The organism is Streptomyces panaciradicis, from assembly GCF_023516615.1.
Taxonomy (GTDB): domain Bacteria; phylum Actinomycetota; class Actinomycetes; order Streptomycetales; family Streptomycetaceae; genus Streptomyces; species Streptomyces panaciradicis.
The window spans coordinates 1-17,935 of sequence record NZ_JAMGBF010000179.1; the positions used below are offsets into that span (position 1 = coordinate 1).

General features: G+C 71.3%; 14 protein-coding genes. 6 read left to right on the forward strand and 8 right to left on the reverse strand.

The window, feature by feature from the left end; genetic code table 11:
• Positions 1–609: sensor histidine kinase (locus M8J74_RS38660; protein ID WP_249840909.1), on the forward strand; the 609-nt coding region annotated here is incomplete at its 5' end.
• Entirely contained in the window at positions 606–1,292 is a 687-nt protein-coding gene (locus M8J74_RS38665) for a response regulator (protein ID WP_249840910.1), read from the forward strand. The genes M8J74_RS38660 and M8J74_RS38665, both read left to right, overlap by 4 nt.
• A 20-nt stretch (positions 1,293–1,312) precedes the next feature.
• On the opposite strand, the gene M8J74_RS38670 is transcribed toward M8J74_RS38665, so the two are convergent.
• The 4 genes from M8J74_RS38670 to M8J74_RS38685 are packed head-to-tail and all read right to left on the reverse strand — an operon-like array spanning position 1,313 to position 7,448.
• Positions 1,313–1,735, reverse strand: coding sequence for a hypothetical protein (locus M8J74_RS38670; protein WP_249840911.1), 423 nt, complete (start codon positions 1,733–1,735; stop codon positions 1,313–1,315).
• Between the two features lie 3 nt (positions 1,736–1,738).
• A complete protein-coding gene (locus tag M8J74_RS38675; protein WP_249840912.1) occupies positions 1,739–6,466 on the reverse strand; it encodes a putative T7SS-secreted protein in 4,728 nt (1,575 codons plus the stop codon).
• Positions 6,466–7,074, reverse strand: coding sequence for a hypothetical protein (locus M8J74_RS38680; protein WP_249840913.1), 609 nt, complete (start codon positions 7,072–7,074; stop codon positions 6,466–6,468). The genes M8J74_RS38675 and M8J74_RS38680 overlap by 1 nt, the downstream gene beginning before the upstream one ends.
• Complete coding sequence (locus M8J74_RS38685) at positions 7,071–7,448, reverse strand: SseB family protein (RefSeq protein ID WP_174267386.1); 378 nt, start codon at positions 7,446–7,448, stop codon at positions 7,071–7,073. Before M8J74_RS38685 ends, M8J74_RS38680 begins: the two co-directional genes overlap by 4 nt.
• 200 nt (positions 7,449–7,648) lie before the next feature.
• Here M8J74_RS38685 and M8J74_RS38690 point away from each other — a divergent pair, with 200 nt between their 5' ends.
• Positions 7,649–9,898 carry a protein kinase domain-containing protein gene (locus M8J74_RS38690; RefSeq protein WP_249840915.1) on the forward strand — a complete coding sequence of 750 codons (2,250 nt, stop codon included), beginning with the start codon at positions 7,649–7,651 and terminating at the stop codon, positions 9,896–9,898.
• A 15-nt stretch (positions 9,899–9,913) separates the two neighbouring features.
• On the opposite strand, the gene nadA is transcribed toward M8J74_RS38690, so the two are convergent.
• Complete coding sequence (gene nadA / locus M8J74_RS38695; protein WP_249840916.1) at positions 9,914–11,098, reverse strand: quinolinate synthase NadA; 1,185 nt, start codon at positions 11,096–11,098, stop codon at positions 9,914–9,916.
• Positions 11,099–11,394: 296 nt separating this feature from the next.
• Here nadA and M8J74_RS38700 point away from each other — a divergent pair, with 296 nt between their 5' ends.
• Positions 11,395–11,751 carry an iron-sulfur cluster assembly accessory protein gene (locus M8J74_RS38700; protein ID WP_020137379.1) on the forward strand — a complete coding sequence of 119 codons (357 nt, stop codon included), beginning with the start codon at positions 11,395–11,397 and terminating at the stop codon, positions 11,749–11,751.
• Between the two features lie 116 nt (positions 11,752–11,867).
• On the opposite strand, the gene M8J74_RS38705 is transcribed toward M8J74_RS38700, so the two are convergent.
• Positions 11,868–13,622, reverse strand: coding sequence for a hypothetical protein (locus M8J74_RS38705; protein WP_372500407.1), 1,755 nt, complete (start codon positions 13,620–13,622; stop codon positions 11,868–11,870).
• 204 nt (positions 13,623–13,826) lie between these two features.
• Positions 13,827–14,036: a hypothetical protein gene (locus M8J74_RS38710; protein ID WP_249840917.1), complete on the reverse strand. Its 210-nt coding sequence runs from the start codon at positions 14,034–14,036 to the stop codon at positions 13,827–13,829.
• Positions 14,037–14,242: 206 nt separating this feature from the next.
• On the opposite strand from M8J74_RS38710, the gene M8J74_RS38715 reads away from it, so the two are divergent.
• On the forward strand, positions 14,243–15,217 hold the full coding sequence (locus M8J74_RS38715; RefSeq protein ID WP_249840918.1) for a carbohydrate kinase family protein: 975 nt from the start codon (positions 14,243–14,245) through the stop codon (positions 15,215–15,217).
• Here the strand turns inward: M8J74_RS38715 and M8J74_RS38720 are convergent, their stop codons facing one another.
• Positions 15,218–16,594, reverse strand: coding sequence for a cysteine desulfurase/sulfurtransferase TusA family protein (locus tag M8J74_RS38720; protein WP_249840919.1), 1,377 nt, complete (start codon positions 16,592–16,594; stop codon positions 15,218–15,220).
• A 263-nt stretch (positions 16,595–16,857) separates the two neighbouring features.
• Between M8J74_RS38720 and ctaC the strand changes: the two genes are divergently transcribed.
• The gene (gene ctaC, locus M8J74_RS38725) at positions 16,858–17,820 is read left to right on the forward strand and encodes an aa3-type cytochrome oxidase subunit II (RefSeq protein ID WP_249840920.1); all 963 of its coding nucleotides are present in this window, start codon (positions 16,858–16,860) and stop codon (positions 17,818–17,820) included.
• The last annotated feature ends 115 nt before the right edge of the window (positions 17,821–17,935 follow it).

Consider the following 17,935-nt stretch of genomic DNA (forward strand, 5'->3'; position numbering starts at 1 on the left):
GTCGTCGCCCACCACATCGCCCTGGTCAACGTCCAGGCGGGCGTCGCCGCGCACGTCATGGACAAGCGGCCCGACCAGGCCAAGGAGGCCCTCGCCCACGTGCGCGAGGCGAGCCGCTCCGCGCTCAACGAACTGCGCGCCACCGTCGGCCTGCTGCGGCAGTCCGGCGACCCCGAGGCGCCCACCGAACCGGCCCCCGGTCTCGACCGCCTCGACGAACTCGTCGGCACCTTCCGCAGCGCCGGGCTGCATGTCGAGGTCGCCCGCGCCGACAACGGCACCACGCTTCCCGCGGCGGTCGACCTCGCCGCCTACCGCGTCATCCAGGAGGCCCTCACCAACGTCCGCAAGCACGCGGGCGGCGAGGCGAAGGCGGAGGTCAGCGTCGTCCGCGTGGGCCCGAACATCGAGATCACGGTTCTCGACAACGGCAGCGGGGAGGACCCGGACCCCTCCGAGGGCGGCGGCCACGGACTGCTCGGCATGCGCGAACGCGTCACCGCCCTGCGCGGCACCCTCACCACCGGGCCCCGCTACGGCGGCGGCTTCCGCGTCCATGCGATCCTGCCGGTCAAGACCCGTACCGCCGCCACCGGGGGAAGTGCATGACGATCCGTGTCCTGCTCGCCGACGACCAGGCCCTGCTGCGCAGCGCCTTCAGGGTGCTCGTCGACTCCGAGCCGGACATGGAGGTCGTCGGGGAGGCGTCCGACGGTGCGGAGGCGGTACGGCTGGCCAAGGAGCAGCGGGCCGACGTCGTCCTCATGGACATCCGCATGCCCGGCACCGACGGGCTGGCCGCCACCCGCATGATCAGCACCGACCCGTCCCTCGCCCACGTGCGCATCGTCATCCTCACCACCTTCGAGGTCGACGACTACGTCGTGCAGTCGCTGCGCGCCGGGGCCTCAGGCTTCCTCGGCAAGGGCAGCGAGCCGGAGGAACTGCTCGCCGCCATCCGGGTCGCGGCCGGCGGCGAGGCGCTGCTCTCCCCGGCCGCCACCAAGGGTCTGATCGCCCGCTTCCTCGCGCAGGGCGAACCGGGCGACGACGACCACGACCCGGCCCGCGCCGAACGCCTCGACGCCCTCACCGTCCGCGAACGCGAGGTCCTCGTCCAGGTCGCCGGCGGCCACTCCAACGACGAGATCGCCGACCGCCTGGAAGTAAGCCCCTTGACGGTCAAAACCCACGTCAACAGAGCCATGTCCAAACTGGGCGCCCGAGACAGAGCCCAACTGGTGGTCATCGCCTACGAGTCGGGCCTGGTGCGGCCGAGGGCGGAGGGCTGAGCGCAGTTCCGCGCTCGCGCCTAATCCGAAAGATCCTCAGGAACGGGCACTTCTTGCAGGCGCTGGATGATCAGCTCCAGATCCGACAGCGCTTTGGCGCAGAACTGTGGATCTTGCATGTTGACGGAGTGGACGACGTCGGCGAACGCGGGATTGTCAAGCCCTTGCGCCTCGCTCAGGATGCGGGACGGCACGAGGACCCAGTTTCTCCTCGTCCTGTCCAGCGTCCACTCGACTTCGGTCCGCGAATCCCTTGTGACATCTTCTATGAGCCGCGCAACCTTTTCCCGCGGTGACTTGTATCTGAACCCCATGTACGGCACCTGCCGATACCCGTGCACGGGATGAGTCTCCGCAGGCAAGGAGAACCAAGCGAGATCCCCGAACCTGAGAAGTGTCTGAATTGCCTGCTCGCTGCGTGCCGACACGGCGAGATCCTCCACGCATCACCAGAGCGGACCTGAGTACCCACCGTCGTGGACGAGGAGTTTCTTGCCTGGGTTCAACAGTCGAATGGCTCGCTCGAAGTCACCGTACGGAATCGGGTCTGACGACATTACCGGATCGTACACGTACCGGCCGTCGGTGTAGACGTCGTGGTAGCGGTATTCCGTGACAACTTGGCCTGAACTTTCAGGAATGTTGATGATTGGGTCGTCGTGTAGGGTGAAGTTTACAATTTTCCCCTGCCCGCCTGTTCGTCGCAGGATGTATTCGGCGACCTCTGAGCAGTCGATATTTCCGCCGGTCGGCGCTGACCGCATGGCTTCGGTCGCTTTTTCGGTTGGAGGGAAATTGGGGTTCGGCTCTCTGAAGTCGAAAGGCCCCCGAGCATTACTGCCAAGCGGGCAATCTGGAGCAAGCCCGAGTGAATCGGACCGGATGTGTGGGTTGGGTACATAGGAAGCCGGGTTTGGGCTGGGCACCAGTCCCAACGGGTCCTGTGTGAGGTACCTGGCTGTTTCGGGGTCGTAGTGGCGGAAGTAGTTGTAGTGGAGGCCTGTTTCGGGGTCGGCGTACTGGCCTGGGAAGCGGAGGGGGGTGGGGGTGTTGTGCCAGGTCGTGGTGCCCCACAGGGTGGTCCGGGCGTGACCGGCGATCGTGCCCGCCTCGTCGACCAGTTCCGTGGGGGTGCCGATCAGGTCGGTGACGATCGCGTAGAAGCGGGAGTCGATCTCCTTCTGCGGCGCGTCCGGGAGGAGCCTGCGTTCGCTCTGGGTGAGGGGGCTCAGGCCGTCGTGGTCCCAAGTGAGAGCCACGGCGGAGCCCGGGACGTGCGTGACCTGTTCGGCCAGTGTGGTGCCGTCCCAGGTGAAGTCCACCTGTTCCAGGACCGTCTCGCCGTCCGCGGCCAGGCGCTGCTTGGCCGTGCGGCGGCCGAGGGGGTCGTAGCGGTAGCGCCAGGTCGTGCCGTCCGGGGTGATCACCGAGGTGAGGCGGTCCTCGGCGTCCCAGGTGTAGCGCCAGGTGTCCGGTTTGCGGGACAGGCGCGTCTTCTGGCGCAGAGTGACCCGCCCCGCGGCGTCGTGCTCGTAGCGGACGCTGCCCGCGCGGGTGATGCGCGTGCCCGCGTAGACGCGCTCGCCCGTGGCCTCCTGGCCCGGCATGGAGGCCGGCCAGGTCGCGTGGGTCTGGTTGCCCGCGGCGTCGTAGGCGTAGGACTCCGTCCAGTCGGCCGCCCGGACCGCCGTGACCCGGCCGCTCGGGTCCAGGGTGAAACGGCGGCTGCCGTTCAGGTCGTCGTCGACGCCGATCAGGTGGCCGTCGGCCCGGTAGGTGTAGGCGCGGTGCTGCAGGCGCCGGTCGGCGGGGCCGGTGAGTTCCTGTTTCGTCAGGCGGCCCAGCGGGTCGAAGGAGTGCTCCAGGGTGGCCAGTTCGCCGATGTGCCGGGTCACTTCGCGGCCGGCCGCGTCATGGGTGAAGGTCAGGGTGCGGCCGGCGGTGGTCAGCGCGGTGCGGTTGCCGGCCGCGTCGTACGACCACACGCTCCTCGCCCCGGTCGGCGTCGTGCGGCTGATGCGGCGGCCCAGAACGTCGTAGGTGTGGGCGAGGGTGCGGCCGTCGACCGTCTCTGATGTCAGACGGCCCGTGTCGTCTCGCCGCAGCTCCAGCACCACATCCGGGCCGGCCGCCCGCGCCAGGCCGCCCGTCGTGTCGTACGCGTACGTCGTGACCGCGCCCGCCGCGTCCTTGCGCACCACACGGCCCAGCACGTCCCGCTCGAAGCGGAGGACCTCGCCGGAGGCCGTCGTGGTGGCGGTCAACTGGCCCGCCGCGTCATGGGCGTACGCCACCGCACGGCCGTCGAAGTCCGTCTCCGCGACCAGCCGGCCGACCAGGTCGTAGTCGTAACTCCACGTCAGACCCTGCGGGTTGGTGACCTTCGTCAGGCGCAGTTCCGTGTCGTGGTCGAACTCGTACCGCACGCCGTCCGGGCCCGTGCGGGCCGACATCAGGTCGAAGTGCGTGTACTCGTACCGGGTGACCGCGCCCAACGGGTCGGTGTGGCTGGTGCAGTTGCCCTCGCCGTCGTACGTCCACGACTCCGTCGTGCCGTCCGGGGCGGTACGGCGGGACAGCCGGCCCTCGACCGTCCACTCCAGGCGGGTGACGGCTCCGAGCGGGTCGGTGATCGTCGTCGGGCGGCCGAAGGCGTCGCGTGCGTAGCGGGTGACCGCGCCCAGCGGGTCCGTGACCTCCAGCGGCAGGCCCGCCGCGTTGCAGCGGACCGTGGTGGTCGCGCCCAGCGCGTCCGTGATCGCCGCGAGGTTGCCCAGGGCGTCGTAGGCGAACCGGGTCGTCGCACCGGAGGTGTCCGTCACCGCGGTGCGGTTGCCGAACTCGTCGAACTCCTGGCTGGTGTACGTCCCGTCGGCGCCGCGGATCGAGACGGGCAGGCCGCGGTCGTCGTAGCCGACGCTGGTGTAGGCGCCGTCCGGGCGTACGGCCATCACCACGCGGCCGGCGTCGTCGTAGGCGTGGCTCACCGTGCGGCCCAGTGGGTCCGTCTCGGTCAGCGGGCGGTCGTGCCGGTCGTACGTGGTGCGGGTGACGGCGCCGTCCGCGGCCGTCACCGCCACCACCTGCAGGTCACGGTTGACCTGGTAACGCGTGGTCTGCCCCAGGGAGTTGGTGGCCGAGACGGTTCGGTGACCGGTGTCCGGACCGGGGTCGCCGTAGGTGAAGGTGTTGCGCAGGTGGCCGGCCTCGCCCGACTGGGAGACGCAGCGGTCCTGGTCGTCGTAGACGTACGTGTACGACGAGTCGTTGGTGTCCGTCCAGGCGGTGATCCGGCCCGCGGCGTCGTTCGTGAACCGGGTCGGGATGCCGGAGGAGTTCGTGACCGTGGCGAGGTGGCCGTGAGCGTCGTAGCCGAAGCGGACCAGTTCGATGTCCTGGCCGCGGTCCGCCAGGCGCAGAGCGGTGATGCGGTTCCCGGCGTGCTCGATGCCGAGACGGTAGCCCGCTGAGTGGACGATCGCGGTGGGTGAGGCCTCGTCGTCGTACTCGAAGGCGAGCCACTGGCCCGACCGGTCGGAGATCTGGGCCAGGAGCGCGATGCCGTCGCCGTCGCCGCCCGGTGCGGCGAAGAACCAGGTGCGGCCCGAGGCCGGGTCGTTGACGGTGTAGTCGCCCCAGGTGTCGACCGTCAGCGGGTGGCCCTCGCCGGCCAGGGGCAGGACCGGGACACCGGGAGCCGGATGCGGGTAGGCGAGCAGCGAGCCGTCCTCGCGGACGAAGACGACGCCCTCGGCGTCGATCTCGAGTCGCTGGTCGGCCGTCGAGGTCCACGCCGGGCCGAACCAGCGGCCCGCCCGGTACGACGACTCGAACTGCCGGGTGAACAGCAGAGGCAGCCTGGCGGGGAGCGTCACGTCCGTCTGGGGCAGCGACACACGGCCGGTCGCCATGTCGACGGGGTCGCCGCCGAACACCTTGCACTTGATGCTCCGGGCGGTGTCCGCGAGCCGCTCGCTCACGCTCCGCCGTGCCGTCGCCGTCATGGCGTCCCTGGCGGCCACCCGGCTGCTCGCCCCGATCGCGCCCCTCTCCAGCCCACCGGCCCCCTTGCCGCCGATCAGGTTGGAGATCAGGTACCCGCCCGCGTCGGCCGGATCGCTGCTCCAGCCGCTGCCCAGGATCGCCTTCGGCAGGCGCTCGGGGTGGGCGGCGGTGCCCACAAGACCGGCCAGCAGCATGTTGCTGTTCGCCATGAACTGGGCCGGGTGGGTGAGGTTGTAGGGGTCCATGGGGTTGACCGAGCGGGCCAGCTTCACCGCGTCCACGCCGCCCCTGACGAGACCGCCCATCCCGTGCAGCATGTTGAGTTCGGTGCCGGCCAGGGCGTCCTTGGCGTCGGCGCCCATCCGGTCCGTGAACTCCGGCCTTGCAGGGGCCTGTTCCAGAGCGGCCGCGACCAGCCGCTGCGCGTCGCGGGCCGCGTCGGTGCGCTGACGGCGGGCCTCGGCCAGGATGCTCTCGGCCGTCTCACGGCCGGCCGCTCCGGGGTCGACGAACGTGCCCGGCGCGGTCGGCTTCCGCCCGGGGTCCTGCCCGTTCAGCGCCTTCGCGTTGTACTGCTCGGCCGCCTGGTTGTAGGCCCTGACGTCGGCGTTGTACGCGTCCGCCGCCTGCTTGCTGAGTCGCTGCGCGTCCCGCCAGGCGTCGATCGCCAGCTGCGCCTGCTGCTGGGCCCAGCGCACCGTGCTCGCGTACGCCTCCAGGGCCTTGGCCGCCGTGTCGCAGGCGTCGGCCGCCGTCAGCCACTGCTTGGGGTGCGGCTCGAACTTCGCGCGGAAGGCGTCCGCGGCCTCGCCCCGCCAACTGCCGGCGTCCAGGGACCGCAGCCCCTGCCCGACGTTCTCGAACGCCCGGGAGAATCTGCCCAGATGACCGGCGCGCTCCTCCAGCGCGGCCGGGCTGCCGTGGACCAGCTCCTTGGGGTCCTCGGTCTCGCCCAGGCGCCGCTCGGCGACCTCGCCGCCCAGCCGGTTGTTCACGCCCTCGCCGAAGTCGCGGACCCCTTCGGCCATGCCGTCCGCGCCGACGGCCGACAGGCCGTCCGCCGCCTGGTCCGTACCCCAGTTGACGGCCTCACCGACGCCCCGCTTCACACTGCCGGCGGCGCTCTCCAGACCGTCTCCGAGATCGTCGACGAAACCCCCGATGCCCATCAGCCCTCACCCCCGCCGGACTCCGAGCCGGCCGGAGGCGGCCCGCCCCACTGCCATTCGGTGCGCGGATCGAACAGCGCGTCCGGCGTCACCGTGGAGGTGTCCAGGTCCTTCCCCGTCTGCGCCCAGGCCGCCGCCACCTCCCGGTCGCCCTCGACGAAGGACCCCATGCTGTAGTCCGCGTTCGCGGCCTGGGAGTAGTTGTTGTCCTCGAACGTCTGGGACCAGGAACGCTGTCGGGCCTGCTCCTCGGTCAGGTTCGGATTGCCCGCGGCGGCCGTCCACACGTTCTTCAGGACGCCGGAGACGTACTGCTCCTGGTCGTGGTAGAGCCCCGCCGACAGGCCCAGGCCGTACGCGAAGTCGTTGGCGTCCTGCATCAGCGACCGCACGCCCCAGCTCCATCGTTCGCAGAAGTCCGCGAACACCTGCCGCAGACTGCCGTCCCCCACTTCCAGACCGTCCAGCTCCAAGTCGTCGAAGCCGCGCCCGAGATTCGCCTCGACGTCGAAGCCCTGCGTCTTCAGTTCGTCCATCGCCTGGTCGATGCCCTTGGTGATCCGCTGAAGCGCCTCCGGATCGACCTGGTAGCCGCCGCCCTCGCTCACGCCGTCACCTCCGCGGCGTCCACGGCCACCTCGTCCGGAACGATTCCTCTCACCGGCGGCAGCACCATCCCCGCCGGGCTGCCCGCATCCACCGCGATCCCGGCCGGCCCGCCCACCCGCGGAATCACCTGATCCAGCAACCGCGCCCCGAACACCGGCACTCGCTCGGGCACCGCCTCTCCGCGCGCCCGCGCGAAACGCTCCAGGGCCGCGTCGTCGGTGAACGCGAACAGCCAGCGGATTCCGCCGGCTTCGACCGACAGCACCGAGTCGTCCACGACCGGAACGAGCACCTCACTGCGCCGGAACCGCCCTACGGCCCGCCGCAGGTCCCCGGGCCGGGGCGTCGCCGGATCCGCCGGCCGCGGTCGCAGTTCGTCGGCTTCCACTTCAGCCCCCGTAGTACAGCCAGTCGTTCATCGCCAGAATGATCGATTCTGCCAGCGGCCCGGATCCAGGGGATGCCCGGCCTTCGCGTTTCGGACAAGGACGGCGGGGCCGGTGCCCGGGGCGCCTACGACTCTTTCCGTATCCTGTGACCTCGAACTGCTCTTCGGGGGAGAGGATCAGAGCGGTGGCACTGCACGAGGGCGATCCCGGGGCGCTGGGTGAGTACCGGATCGTCGACCGGCTCGGGGCCGGTGGCATGGGCGTGGTGTACCGGGCGAGATCGCGGTCCGGACGCGAGGTCGCCGTCAAGGTGGTGCACGCCCAGTACGCCGCGGACCCGGTCTTCCGCGCCCGCTTCCGCCACGAGATCGCGGCCGTCCGCAAGGTCAGCGGGGCCTTCACCGCGCCGGTCGTGGACGCCGACCCGGAGGCCGAACTGCCGTGGATGGCCACGCAGTACGTGCCCGGGCGCTCGCTCGCCGACCATCTGCGGGCGCACGGCCCGATGGCGGGCGCGCAGCTGCGGAACCTGGCCCTGGGCCTGGTGGAGGCGCTGCGCGACATCCACCGCACCGGGGTCGTGCACCGCGACCTGAAACCGGCCAACGTCCTGATGGCCGAGGACGGCCCCCGGGTCATCGACTTCGGCATCTCGCGCGCCGCGGAGAACCAGACGCTGACCGAGACCGGGCACATGATGGGCACCCCGCCCTTCATGTCTCCCGAACAGCTCTCGGACGCCCGCTCGGTGGGACCGGCGTCCGACGTCTTCTCGCTCGGCTCGCTGGTGGTGTTCGCCGCCACCGGCCGCGGCCCCTTCGACACCGACAGCCCCTACCTGACGGCGTACCGCGTGATGAGCGAGGAACCGGCGCTGGACGCCGTACCCCCGCCGCTGCGCGCGGTCGTGTCCCGCTGTCTGGCCAAGGAGCCGGCCGCCCGCCCCGGGCTGGACGAGCTCTCCCACGCCTTCACCACCGCCCTGCCGGACGCGGTGCCGGGCGAGCTGCCCACGGTGCCCCACCGGAGGCCCGACCCGCAGCCGACGCTGCCGCCGGCAGCCGCCTCCGTGCCTCCCGTCGAGGCGCAGGCCGCGCCGCGCCCGCCGAGTGCCGCCGGCCGCCGGCTGCGGGTGCCGGTCGCGGTGGCCGGCGTACTGGCGGTCGCGCTCACCGCCTATCTGCTGGGACCGTTCAAGGGCGGCGGCGGCACGGTCCAGGAGGGTGCCTCGCCCAGTCCCTCGGCCACCCGCTGGGCCGCCTACCCGGCCGGCTGGCGGCCCTGGCGGACGACCGTGTACGCGGACGCCGCCCAGGGGGTGCGGAAGAGCGGGGCGCCGGACATGCGCGGCTACGGCTCCGGGCCGCATCCGACGTGTGTGCCGGGCGGCGCGTCCTTCTACTGCGCGGGGCAGAACGCCCTGCCGATCCGTGTGGACGCCGCGACCGGCCGGACCCTCTGGCGGGCCGCCGCCCGGCCCGGGAAGACCCCGCTCGACCGCTACGGGGCCCAGGTCCTCGGCGTGCGCGACGGCGTGCTGCTCGTGCGGGAGACCATCGGGAACGCCGCCGGCGACAACGAGACGATCACCGTCTCCGCCCTCTCCGCGGACAGCGGCAGACGGCTGTGGTCCAGGCAGGTGTCGAACCAGTGGGTCGCCACGGCACTCGTGGGCGGCCTGGTCCTCGTCCCGGACGGCTCCGGCGTCACCGCCCGCTCCCCGCGGGACGGCGCCGCACGGTGGAGCGTGACGCTGCCCTCCGGCTACAACTGCTCGTACGTCCTCGACGGCGACCGGGCCTTCGTGGACTGCCTCGACTACCACACCCCGTCCGGCGCCCAGCGACGGCTCTTCGCCCTCGACCCCGCCGACGGAGGGCTGCGACGACTGGGTTCCGCCCCCTCGGTCGTCGCGGCCTACGCCGGGGTGCTGGACGGGCGCCTGGTGTTCGTCGAACGGCGCAGCTCCGATCCGAACACGGAGGACAGCCCCTTCGACCGGGTGGTGCTGATCGACCCCGCGGGCGGCCGGGCCCGCACCGTCGAACTGGCCCGGCAGCAGGACGGGGACGTCGGTCTGGCGCAGGGGGTGCTGTGCTTCGTCACCACCAACGGCCGGCTGGCGGCCTTCTCGCCGCTGACCGGCAAGCCCCTGTGGAGCACCGCGACGACGCTGGAGCAGCCGGGCCGGCCGACCTTCGACGGGCACCGCAGCCTGTTCGTCGCCAGCGCCAGCGGCCGGGTCGCCGCCCTGGACGCCCGCGCGGGGACGCTGCTGTGGGAGTCGTACCCGCGCGCGGGCCGTGTGAACAGCATGAGCGGCCCGCTCGCGGACCCGGTCCCGCACCGGGGCGCCCTGCTGGTGGCGGCCCCCGACGGCACCCTCGTCACCCTCGACCCCGCGCACCCCGAGCGGAAACCCGTCTCGGGGTGACACGGGAGGTGGCGCCTACGGCAGCGCCAGCATCCGCTCCAGCGCCAGCTTCGCGAACTTCTCGGTCTCCTTGTCGACCTCGATGCGGTTGACCAGCGTGCCCTCGGCCAGCGACTCCAGCGTCCAGACCAGGTGGGGCAGGTCGATGCGGTTCATGGTCGAGCAGAAGCAGACCGTCTTGTCGAGGAAGACGATCTCCTTGCCCTCGGGGGCGAAACGGTTCGCGAGACGGCGGACCAGGTTCAGCTCCGTGCCGATGGCCCACTTGGAGCCGGCCGGGGCGGCCTCCAGCGCCTTGATGATGTACTCCGTCGAGCCTACGTGGTCGGCGGCGGCGACGACCTCGTGCCGGCACTCGGGGTGGACCAGGACGTTCACGCCCGGGATGCGCTCGCGCACGTCGTTCACCGAGTCCAGCGAGAAGCGGCCGTGCACCGAGCAGTGCCCGCGCCACAGGATCATCTTCGCGGCGCGCAGCTCCTCGGCGGTCAGCCCGCCGTTCGGCTTGTGCGGGTTGTAGACGACGCAGTCCTCCAGGGACATGCCCATGTCCCGGACGGCGGTGTTGCGGCCGAGGTGCTGGTCGGGCAGGAACAGCACCTTCTCGCCCTGCTGGAACGCCCACTCCAGGGCCCGCTGGGCATTGGACGAGGTGCAGATCGTGCCGCCGTGCCGGCCGGTGAAGGCCTTGATGTCGGCGGAGGAGTTCATGTACGACACGGGCACGACCTGCTCGGCGATGCCGGCCTCGGTCAGCACGTCCCAGCACTCGGCGACCTGCTCGGCGGTCGCCATGTCGGCCATCGAGCAGCCGGCGGCGAGGTCGGGCAGGACCACCTTCTGGTCGTCCGAGGTCAGGATGTCGGCCGACTCGGCCATGAAGTGCACACCGCAGAAGACGATGTACTCGGCCTCCGGGCGGGCCGCCGCGTCCCGGGCCAGCTTGAAGGAGTCGCCCGTGACGTCCGCGAACTGGATGACCTCGTCGCGCTGGTAGTGGTGGCCGAGCACGAAGACCTTGTCGCCGAGCTTCTCCTTGGCCGCGCGGGCGCGCTCCACCAGGTCGGGGTCGGAGGGCGAGGGGAGGTCGCCGGGGCACTCGACACCCCGCTCGCTCCTCGGGTCGGCCTCGCGGCCGAGCAGCAGCAGGGCGAGCGGAGACGGCTGTACGTCGAGCTCCGGGGTCTGGGCGGTGGTCACGACACGCACCCTTTCTGTTCTGCGGATGTTCTCTGCGGAGTGCTTTTCGTCGAACTGACGCTATCTATCATAACCCGGTTCACGTCACTTTGACGATGGTCATAGCGTCGATGTGACATGAATCCCGGTGCCGCAGCGGCGCATGGCCTTCGGGGCGCTGTTCGCTTCCTCGCGGGTGTGCGAGCATGAAGAGACAGGGCGAATGACGAAGCAGTCGCTCGGCCCGGAATGAATCCGCGGCCCCGGCGGTTGAAACCGTCGGCAAGCAGTCTCCGTACAACCCGGGAGAGATGTAGATGTCCGTATCGGACGAGACCGGCACCGTCACCGACGGCATCATCCTGTCCGACGCCGCCGCGGCGAAGGTCAAGGCCCTGCTCGACCAGGAAGGCCGTGACGACCTGGCCCTGCGCGTCGCCGTTCAGCCCGGTGGCTGCTCCGGCCTGCGTTACCAGCTGTTCTTCGACGAGCGTTCCCTCGACGGCGACGTGGTCAAGGACTTCGGCGGCGTCAAGGTCGTCACCGACCGGATGAGCGCCCCGTACCTGGGCGGCGCGTCCATCGATTTCGTCGACACCATCGAGAAGCAGGGCTTCACGATCGACAACCCGAACGCCACGGGCTCCTGCGCCTGCGGCGACTCCTTCAGCTGAGCCGTCCCGCACGGCGAGCGAACACCGCGAAGGCGGCGGCCCCCTCCGACCGGGCCGCCGCCTTCGCGCGTCTCCGCTCCCGCGGCGCTCTTCGCTCCACAGAGGCGGGCGCAGCCCTACCGCACCCCGGCCGACGTCCGCGGCAGCCGCGCGCCCGGCTTCATCTGCGGAATCTCGCTGCCGTCCGAGCCCACGACCTTCCGGTCGCCCAGCGGCTCCTTCAGGTGCACCGTCCGCACCATCTCCTTGGCGATCATGATGCAGACCTTGTTCTTGTACGGCGTCTCGGTCACCGTCACGGTCACCTTCTCGGGACTCTCGCTCGCCGTCGCGGCGTAGTCGCCGCACACCCCGCCCGTGAAGGACACGGTGAGCGTGTTGTCCTCGGCGATGTAACCCTCCACCTTCACGTCCCGGGTGGCCGGAGCGGAGGTCGAGGACGGGGTCGGCTGCCCGGAGGGCGCGCCCGAGCCCAGGTACTTCGGATCGATCGCCGGATACGTCACCGTGAAGGCGTCCGGCGCGCCCGCCGTCCGCACCTCGAACAGCCAGGACGGAACCAGCGCCGGCCGCCCGGCCACGGTGTGCGCGGCCAGCCCGAAGACGGCCTTCTCGACGGTGGCGGTCGGCTTCGCCGGCGTCGCCGTCGCCCCCGGGGTCGCCTCGCCGCAGGGCGCCTCGAGGCGGTCCTTCAGCGGTACGGGGCTGGCGCAGCCGCCGATGCCCATGCGGTGGTCGGTGACGGGCGCCGCGTTCATCAGCTCCAGCGTCCTGCGCGCGCCCAGCACGGGATACGTGTCCCCCTTCACCGGCGCCTTCAGCCGGCCGCTGCCGCCGACCACCTCGCCCTGCGCGCCCACCGTCAGCGCCGTCGTCCAGCCGTAGGTGGGCAGTCCGCCGACCAGCGGATCGGCGTTCACCATCCGCTGGGCGCCCATCACCTGGCTCGCGTCCACCTTCGCGTCGTCCTGACCCGCCGCCTTCAGGACCGGCGCCGCCGCCTTCTTCGCGGCCGCCTCGCTCACGGTGTCGACGGCCGGGTTGGCCGGGTCCTTGTGGCACACGGCGACGTCACGGCAGTCGTCGGTCCCGGCGGCGTACCGGTGGTACGTCCACGTCCCGGGCGCCTGCTTGTCGACGACGAGGCCGGGGCCCGACGGGTCCTTGGCGGGCCCCACCCGCCAGGCCTGCCCCTGCGCCACCGGCGCCCCGTCCAGCCCGAGCGCCTTGGCCAGCCGGGCGACCTCCTCCTTGGTGACCTCGCCGCCCGCCCGGTACACGGGCGCCGAGTCCGGCCCGCCGGGCAGGCTGCCGACGACCTTGTACGTCGTGCCGTACGGGTTGGGCTCCCCGGGCGCGATCCCGTTCGAACCGCTGTCGCCGTAGCCGTCGAGGGCGAGCGGCGGGGGAGGGGTGCCGTCCCCGGAGGCCCCCGAGCCGGTACGGCCACCGGGCCCGCCGGAGGCCGACGCGGCGAGGTAGGCCCCGCCACCGCCGACGAGCAGGACGGCGGCGGCGACGGAGGCGACGAGCGCGGGCGAGCGGCGACGGGACGGACGCGGGTGCTCGTCATCGGGATCGGGAGTGGCATCCGGCACGCCGTCGCCGGCCCCGCCGCCTCCACCGGCCCCGTTGCCCCCGTCGGCCCCGTCGGCTCCGTTGCCCCCGTCGGCTCCGTGGCTCCCGTCGGCCCCGTCGACCGCACCCGCCTCGGTCTCCTCGGCGGCCTCCCGCTCGTCCGCCGCCTCGGTGACGTCTTCCGCCGGCTCGGCCGCCTTCGTCCCCTCAGAAGCGGCGTCCGGAGTCCCAGGGCCCTGTTCCGCCACGGCGCCCTGCTCCTCGGCGTCCTTGTCGGGTCGCTCCGTAGTCACCGCATCGCTCCTTCACGTGCTGTCCCAGAACCCTGACCCGGCCCTGTCAAAACGGCCGGAGAAGGGTCGTATCGCGCATCCCCTCAAGGGGGGACGGCGATGGGACGCGCCGGGGGAGCGCACGGTTCCCTCGCACGCGCCGATCCGGACCCACCGCGCCGGTCTCCCGGCCGCCGCGCAGGCCTGCGGACCACCGCGCCCGGCTCAGTCGCCGTAGTCGGACATCGCCTCCAGCAGCCGCGCCGACGTGGAGGGCACGGTGACCCCGTGGATGCGCGACGGGGAGACCGGAAGCGGAAGGACCCGGTCGGGAGCGGCCCAGTGCGGGACCATCCGGGCGCAGTCGCCCCACAGCGACGCCATGTCGCCTTCGAGGTCGACCGGGGCCGGGGCGTGGACCTTGAGGTTCGTCATACCGGAACCGTAAGCACCGACCCGCCCGTCGAGAAAGATCTACTATCGGGTAGTTCCAGCCAGTTCACCGCCGGGATCCCGGCCCGCTGGAGCGCTCCGCTACGACCCGGTAGCGTGAAGCGTCAATTCGCCCTCCCGTCTCCCGCCACCGCCCTTCCAACGAGCGCTCTCGCGCACCCCCTTTAATTCACAGGAGAGTCAACGCCGTGCGCATCGCAGTCACCGGCTCCATCGCCACCGACCACCTCATGACCTTCCCCGGCCGCTTCGCCGACCAGTTCGTCGCGGACCAACTGCACACGGTCTCGCTCTCCTTCCTGGTCGACAACCTGGACGTACGCCGGGGCGGCGTCGGCGCGAACATCGCCTTCGGCATGGGCCAGCTCGGCACGACCCCGATCCTGGTCGGCGCCGCCGGCTTCGACTTCGACGAGTACCGGGCCTGGCTGGAGCGGCACGGCGTCGACACCGACTCGGTGCGCATCTCCGAGACCCTGCACACCGCCCGCTTCGTGTGCACCACCGACTCCGACCACAACCAGATCGGCTCCTTCTACACGGGCGCGATGAGCGAGGCCCGCCAGATCGAGCTGAAGACCGTCGCGGACCGCGTCGGCGGCCTCGACCTCGTCCTGATCGGCGCCGACGACCCCGAGGCGATGCTCCGCCACACCGAGGAGTGCCGCTCCAGGTCCATCCCCTTCGCCGCCGACTTCTCCCAGCAGATCGCCCGGATGAACGGCGACGAGATCCGGATACTGCTGGAGGGCGCCACGTACCTGTTCTCCAACGAGTACGAGAAGGGGCTCATCGAGGCCAAGACGGGCTGGTCCGACACCGAGATCCTGGCCAAGGTCGGCCACCGCGTCACCACCCTCGGCGCGCGCGGTGTCCGCATCGAGCGGCTCGGCGAGGACCCGATCGAGGTCGGCTGCCCGGACGAGGAGCGCAAGGCCGACCCCACCGGCGTCGGCGACGCCTTCCGCGCCGGCTTCCTCTCCGGCCTCGCCTGGGGCGTCTCCCTGGAGCGCGCCGCCCAGGTCGGCTGCATGCTCGCCACCCTCGTGATCGAGACGGTCGGGACCCAGGAGTACCAGCTGCGCCGCGCCCACTTCATGGACCGCTTCACCAAGGCCTACGGCGACGACGCCGCCACCGAGGTCCGCAAGCACCTGGCCTGACTAGGACACCCGGCGGACCACATACGCGGCACCGTGGTCCGCCGGTTCCTCGCCGACGTACTCCTGCCCGCGCATCTCGCACCAGGCCGGGATGTCCAGCCGGGCGGCCTCGTCGTCCGCCAGCACCCGTACCGTGCCGCCGACCGGGACCTCCCCGATGACCTTGGCCAGCTCGATGACGGGCAGCGGGCACAGCTTGCCCAGGGCGTCCACGACCAGGGCGTCCTGCTGACGCACGGTCGTGGGCGTCGGCGCCCCCAGCTTCTCCCGCACCGCCGCCACCGCGCCCGGCAGCACCTCCAGGAACCGCTCCACGTCCTCGGCCGCCGCTTCCGGCGGCAGCGAGATCCGCACATTCCCCTCACTCAGCACGCCCATCGCCTTCAGCACATGGCTGGGCGTCAGCGTGCTGCTCGTGCAGGAGGATCCGGACGAGACGGAGAAACCCTCCCGGTCCAGCGCGTGCAGCAAGGTCTCCCCGTCGACATAGAGACAGGAGAAGGTGACGATCCCCGGCAGGCGCCGTACGGCGTCGCCCACCACCTCCACGTCCGGCACCAGTTCCGGCACCCGCACCCGGATCCGCTCCGTCAGCTCCCGCAGCCGTACCGCCTCCTGCGCCGCCTCGTCCCGCACCGCCCGCAGCGAGGCGGCCGCCGACACGATCGCCGGAAGGTTCTCGAACCCGGCGGCCCGCCCGGACTCCCGCTCGTCTGCAGGCCCTTGGACGGCGAACCGCACCCCCTTGCGGACGGCCAGCAGCCCCACTCCGGCCGGCCCGCCCCACTTGTGCGCGCTGGCCGTCAGCAGCGACCAGTCACCGTCGACCGGCCCCCATCCCAGCGACTGCGCCGCGTCCACCAGCAGCGGCACCCCCGCCGCCCGGCACGCCTCGGCCACCGCCGCCACCGGCTGCACGGTCCCCACCTCGTGGTTGGCCGACTGCAGACACGCCAGCGCGGTGTCCTCCCGGAGCGCGGCCGCGAAGGCCGCCGGATCCACCGCGCCCGACCGGTCCACCGCCATATGGGTGACCGTCCCGCCCCCGGCCTCGTGCGTTGCGGCGGCATGGAGCACCGAGGAATGTTCGACGGCGGACACGATCAGGTGACGTCCGACCCGCCTTCGCCCGGCCAACGCGCCCGCGACGCCGGTGTGTACGGCCGCGGTCCCGGAGGAGGTGAAGACCAACTCGTCGGCCCGGCACCCCACCGCCTCGGCGGCGGCCTCCCGCGCCGCGTCCAGCAGCATCCGCGCCCGGCGTCCTTCCCGGTAGAGCCGGGAGGGGTCGGCCCATCCCTCGTCCAGCGAGGCCAACAACGCCTGTCGGGCGACGGGATGAAGCGGAGCACTGGAAGCGGCATCGAAGTAGGGCATACGCACACGCTAAGACGTCCCTCGGAGCAGCGTCCCAGGGGCGCGGGGAACTGCGCGACAAGCCACAAAGTCACCCGCAGCCGCCAATCCAGCGAACCACCCCACCCACTAGGCACCCCTCCCCGCGAACCCTGAGAACGCGTCGGCTAGGGTTTGGTCCGCATAAACATCCAAACCCCTGCCCGACGCAGGGCGGCGACCGACCACCGAAGAAGGCAGGCCGCAGCCAATACGCGCGGGCGAGACTCTCGGGAAGGCGCTACGTGAGTCCCAACGGCTCCGACCGCTCGCCGCGGCGCCCGATGCGGCGGAAGCTGCTGCAGGCAATGACCGCGGGCCTGGTCCTGGCGACCGCCACCGGTTGCACATACAAGGACTTCCCCCGCCTTGGTATGCCCACCCCGACCACGGAAGAGGCTCCGCGGATCCTCTCGCTGTGGCAGGGCTCCTGGGCTGCCGCGCTCGCCGTCGGCGTGCTGGTGTGGGGTCTGATCATCTGGAGCGCGATCTTCCACCGGCGCAGCCGGACCAAGGTCGAGGTTCCCCCGCAGACCCGGTACAACATGCCGATCGAGGCGCTGTACACGGTCGTCCCGCTCATCATCGTCTCGGTGCTCTTCTACTTCACGGCCCGTGACGAGTCGAAGCTCCTCAGCCTCACGGACAAGAAGCCCGACGTGACGGTCAACGTCGTCGGCTACCAGTGGAGCTGGGGCTTCAACTACATCACGCCGGTTCCCGGTGTGTCCGGCGACGCGAAGACCGACAAGAACCTCGCGGCGATCCCGGACCGGTTCAAGAACGAGTTCCCGGCGAACGCGGGCGGTGTCTACGACACCGGTACCCCCGGCACCCGGAACCCGCAGACCGGCAACCCGGGTCCCACCCTGTGGCTGCCGAAGGGCAAGACGGTCCGCTTCGTCCTGACCTCCCGTGACGTCATCCACTCCTTCTGGGTGGTGCCGTTCCTGATGAAGATGGACGTCATCCCGGGCCACACCAACTCCTTCCAGGTGACCCCCAACAAGGAGGGCACCTTCCTGGGCAAGTGCGCCGAGCTGTGCGGCGTCGACCACTCCCGGATGCTGTTCAACGTGAAGGTCGTCTCCCCGGAGCGCTACGAGCAGCACCTCAAGGACCTCGCCAAGAAGGGGCAGACCGGTTACGTTCCCGCCGGCATCGCGCAGACGAGCCACGAGAAGAACCGGGAGACGAACAACCTGTGAGCATCCTCAACGAACCCCAGGGTGCCGCGGCAGCAGGGTCCCACTACGCGGACGAGCTGCCGGTCCGGCGCCAGAACCGCGGCGGTGTCGTGATCAAGTGGCTGACGACCACCGA

Coding starts and splice junctions, on each gene's coding strand:
- M8J74_RS38665 (WP_249840910.1), top strand. CDS start 606: ATGACGATCCGTGTCCTGCTCGCCGACGACCAGGCCCTGCTGCGCAGC.
- M8J74_RS38675 (WP_249840912.1), bottom strand. CDS start 6,466: ATGGGCATCGGGGGTTTCGTCGACGATCTCGGAGACGGTCTGGAGAGC.
- M8J74_RS38700 (WP_020137379.1), top strand. CDS start 11,395: ATGTCCGTATCGGACGAGACCGGCACCGTCACCGACGGCATCATCCTG.
- M8J74_RS38710 (WP_249840917.1), bottom strand. CDS start 14,036: ATGACGAACCTCAAGGTCCACGCCCCGGCCCCGGTCGACCTCGAAGGC.
- M8J74_RS38720 (WP_249840919.1), bottom strand. CDS start 16,594: ATGCCCTACTTCGATGCCGCTTCCAGTGCTCCGCTTCATCCCGTCGCC.